Source organism: Polaromonas sp. P1_G1 (assembly GCF_056405595.1).
The window spans coordinates 1-3,774 of record NZ_JBFUBU010000099.1; the positions used below are offsets into that span (position 1 = coordinate 1).

Below are 3,774 nucleotides of genomic sequence, written 5' to 3' on the forward strand. Positions count from 1 at the left end.
GTTGCGAGTCAAAAAGGCCTTGAGCAAGGCGCAAAACGCAGGCGGGGTGAACCCCGTCAAGGCTTTGCAACGCCGCGCAAGGCCTTTTTGATCGCAACCCGGAGGGAATGGGGTGAAAACGACGCCACTCGGCGTTGCGCTCCTAGCCCAGACACCCGGTCTGGGCGTCGTCGCGCGCCTTGATTGGCGCCGTTTTCACCCCATTCGCATTTGCATAAATAGCGTTAACAGGCCCTGGCTCATGACCATTCGCGGCGGTTCTCGACCCAGCGCTGCTCGGAGGCTTGCAGATGCATGCGCATGGCATTCTGTGCGGCCAGTACGTCCCGGTTCTCCAGGGCGCGCAGGATGGTTTCATGCTCCTGCAGCGCAGTGGCCCAGCTTTGGCCGGATTCGGAATGCGCGCTCAGGCGCGCGGCAATCGGGCTGTGGCGCTCGTCAAACAGCTCGCCCACCAGCCGCTCCAGCACGGAGTTGCCTGTCATGGCTGCGATCGTTTGGTGAAACTGCCGGTCAAAGGCCAGGGGCGAGCGGTTTTGCGCCATGGCGGACAGCATGTTGTCCAGAATCTGGCGCAGTGCCAACAGCGCTTCGGGCGTGGCTCTGGCACAGGCCTGCAGCACGATGGTGCCCTCGATGGCGGCGCGTGCCTGCATCAGTTCGATCGGGCTTTCGCCCATGCTGGCCAGGGACTGCGGCTTGCGCTGGGCCGCATTGCAGACATACACGCCGGCGCCCATGCGCACTTCCACGCTGCCCTCGATTTCCAGGGCAATCAGCGCCTCGCGCACCGAGGGGCGCGAGACGCCAAGCTGCTGGGCCAGATCACGCTCCGGCGGCAGCCGCGCACCCGCGGAGTAGTTGCCCTTGTCAATGAAGGTGCGGATCTGCTCGGCAATTTGTTGGTAGAGCCGACGGTTGTCGACCTGTTTGAGTTGGTCCAGCATGAGTCCTCCGCGTGAAGTGCAGTTTATGCGACGGCGGGTGTTGCCATTGGCTTATAGCTCGAAATGGTAAGGCCAATTCAATACTTGCTATATCGGCCTTACCAGTTTTGGGGGTCTGCCGTCGCCACGCAGGCAGGGCGAATGCCGGGACGATAATCCAGGCCAGCCTTTTCGATTCCCCTTAGCCATGAAAGCATGACCTCCATGAAGACGTTGACCGCCGCGCTTATCGCCCTGGCCTCTCTTGCCCTGTCCAGCACCGCCCTCGCCGCCGCCCCGGCCGAGACCCTGCCCAACGGCGTGAAGATCGTGCACACGGCCGAAGGCACCGGCCCGCAGCCCAAGGCGACCGACACCGTCAAGGTGCACTACCGCGGCACGCTGGCCGACGGCAAGGAATTCGACAGCTCCTACAAGCGCGGCGCTCCGGCCACCTTTCCGTTGAACCGCGTCGTGCCTTGCTGGACCGAAGGCGTGCAGAAGATCAAGGTCGGCGGCAAGGCCACACTGACCTGCCCGCCCGCCACGGCGTATGGCGACCGCGGCGCCGGCGGCGTGGTGCCGCCCAATGCCACGCTGACCTTCGACATTGAACTGCTCGCGATTGAGAAGTAAAAGCTAGACAGCCGCTTCGAGCGCCGTGAGCAGGGCTTTGTCAAAAGCCTCCGCGCGCTCGAACTGCAGCCAGTGGCCGGCGCCTTCGACCAGGGCCAGGCCCCTGAAATCCGCGGCTCGCGCCAGGGCCGCCGCCAGCGCATCAAGCTTGCCGCGGTACAGCGCATCCTCTTCCCCGTAGATCGCCCACACCGGGCAGCGCAGCCGCGCCAGTGACTGCGCCAGCGCATCGGTGCGCGCCAGGCTGCGGCCCTTCATGCGGTCGCGCAGCACGTTGGCGATGTGCAGGCGCAGGGCCAGTTCGTCGATCGCGTCCTCACGGTACAGCATCAGCGCCGCAAGGTTGTGGCGATGGATTTCATCGCGCTGGACCGCATCGGTGATATGCCGCCAGGCGCGCAGGCGTATGGCTCTTTCGGGGGCCACACCCAGGCCGGGCGCGCCCACCAGCACCACGCGCGCCGCCCGGGCGGGGAAGCGCTCCGCCAGGAAGCCGGCCACCATGCCACCAAAGGAAAATCCCACGAGGTCGCAGGCCGCATCGCCCGCCAGCAAGGCCAGTCCCTGCTCGACCGGCTCGGGCAGCACATCGGCATCGGTGCCCCGCAAGGGCGCGGCCGAATCGCCGAAACCGGGAAGGTCGGGCACCAGCACCCAGCGGCCCGACGCGGCCAATGCGGGGATGTTGCGCAGCCAGTGCATCCAGCTGCCGCTGCCGCCGTGCAAGAGCACCAGCGGCGCGAGCCCGGGCCGGCGCGTGGCCTGGCCCCAGCTGTGCCAGACCATGGCGCCGTCGCCGCAAGGGGTTTCAAAACGGCTGGCCGTGCGCAGCATCGCCTGCGCCTCGGGAGGCAGCTCAATGTTTGCCGAATCTGTCATGGGGGATTTATACCCTGCCCTTCATGCGGCCATCGTGAAGCTCCTAAACTGGCCCGGTACCCTCTTCACTCCCTCTCCCGCTGGGAGAAGGAGCAAAAACATGATCCCCTTCTCAGTCCTCGATCTATCCCCCATCGTCACGGGCGCCACCGCCGCCGATGCCTTTCGCAATACCCTGGCCCTGGCCCGGCATGCCGAACAGCTGGGCTTCAAGCGCTTCTGGCTGGCCGAACACCACAACAACCCCGGCATCGCGAGCGCCGCCACCGCAGTCGTCATCGGCCATGTGGCGGGCGGCACGAACACGATCCGCGTGGGATCCGGCGGCGTGATGCTGCCCAACCATTCGCCGCTGGTGATCGCCGAGCAGTTCGGCACGCTGGCCTCGCTCTACCCCGGCCGCATAGACCTGGGCCTGGGCCGCGCACCCGGCACCGACCAGCTGACCGCCCGCGCGCTGCGGCGCGACCACCAGAACAATGCCGACACCTTTCCGCAGGACGTGCAGGAGCTGCGCTATTACTTTGAAGACATAGCACCCGGCCAGAGAATCCGCGCCGTGCCCGGCGCGGGCCTGAAGGTGCCGCTGTGGATACTCGGCTCCAGCCTCTTCGGCGCCCAGCTGGCCGCCGCGCTGGGCCTGCCCTTTGCCTTCGCCTCGCATTTCGCACCCGACATGCTGATGCAGGCCCTGGAACTTTATCGCGACCGCTTCGAGCCCTCGGCGCAGCTGGACAAACCCTATGCCATGGTGGCAGCCAACGTCGTGGCCGCCGACACCGACGAAGCGGCGCGCTACCAGCTCACCTCGGTCCAGCAGGCCATGACCAACCTGCTGCGCGGAACCCCCGGACCCATGCCGCCGCCGATTGACGACATCGAAGCCTACTGGTCACCCGCCGAAAAAGCGGGTGCGCAACGCATGCTGCGTTATGCGGTGGCGGGGGCGCCTGCGACTGTTCGGGAAGGATTGCGATCCTTTATCGCCGAGACTCGGGCGGATGAGTTGATGGTGACTACGCATATTTTTGATCCGGCTATTGCGAGGAGGTCGTTGGAGATTACTGCGGGGGTTCGGGATAGTTTGTAGTTTGCTCCGGCGGTGTGCGCTCTTCTGAGTTCTGCTGGCCGGGATCGCCCGGCATGCGACTCACTTTTTTTGCTTCGCCAAAAAAAGTAAGCAAAAAAAGGCGACCCGCAGTCTGGGTCCCTGCGCTTCGCTACGGGCAACCTGCGGTGCTCGACTACGGCGGGGTCTCGCGCAAACTCGCTTCGCTCAGACAAGCGCGATCCCTGATCCGCCTACGTCTGCGCTCCTCGGCCCAGCCAGGAC

4 protein-coding genes are annotated in these 3,774 nt (G+C 65.5%); 2 read left to right on the forward strand and 2 right to left on the reverse strand.

Going from position 1 to position 3,774, the window contains the following annotated elements; genetic code table 11:
• Positions 1-239: 239 nt before the first annotated feature.
• A complete protein-coding gene (locus AC1D1Y_RS25750; RefSeq protein ID WP_477684853.1) occupies positions 240-947 on the reverse strand; it encodes a FadR/GntR family transcriptional regulator in 708 nt (235 codons plus the stop codon).
• Positions 948-1,151: 204 nt separating this feature from the next.
• Between AC1D1Y_RS25750 and AC1D1Y_RS25755 the strand changes: the two genes are divergently transcribed.
• Complete coding sequence (locus AC1D1Y_RS25755; RefSeq protein WP_477684854.1) at positions 1,152-1,562, forward strand: FKBP-type peptidyl-prolyl cis-trans isomerase; 411 nt, start codon at positions 1,152-1,154, stop codon at positions 1,560-1,562.
• Positions 1,563-1,565: 3 nt separating this feature from the next.
• Here AC1D1Y_RS25755 and AC1D1Y_RS25760 read toward each other — a convergent pair whose 3' ends face one another.
• Positions 1,566-2,441: an alpha/beta fold hydrolase gene (locus AC1D1Y_RS25760; RefSeq protein ID WP_477684855.1), complete on the reverse strand. Its 876-nt coding sequence runs from the start codon at positions 2,439-2,441 to the stop codon at positions 1,566-1,568.
• Positions 2,442-2,541: 100 nt separating this feature from the next.
• Between AC1D1Y_RS25760 and AC1D1Y_RS25765 the strand changes: the two genes are divergently transcribed.
• Complete coding sequence (locus AC1D1Y_RS25765) at positions 2,542-3,531, forward strand: LLM class flavin-dependent oxidoreductase (RefSeq protein WP_477684856.1); 990 nt, start codon at positions 2,542-2,544, stop codon at positions 3,529-3,531.
• Positions 3,532-3,774 lie beyond the last annotated feature (243 nt).

Coding starts and splice junctions, on each gene's coding strand:
- AC1D1Y_RS25760 (WP_477684855.1), bottom strand. CDS start 2,441: ATGACAGATTCGGCAAACATTGAGCTGCCTCCCGAGGCGCAGGCGATG.
- AC1D1Y_RS25750 (WP_477684853.1), bottom strand. CDS start 947: ATGCTGGACCAACTCAAACAGGTCGACAACCGTCGGCTCTACCAACAA.
- AC1D1Y_RS25755 (WP_477684854.1), top strand. CDS start 1,152: ATGAAGACGTTGACCGCCGCGCTTATCGCCCTGGCCTCTCTTGCCCTG.
- AC1D1Y_RS25765 (WP_477684856.1), top strand. CDS start 2,542: ATGATCCCCTTCTCAGTCCTCGATCTATCCCCCATCGTCACGGGCGCC.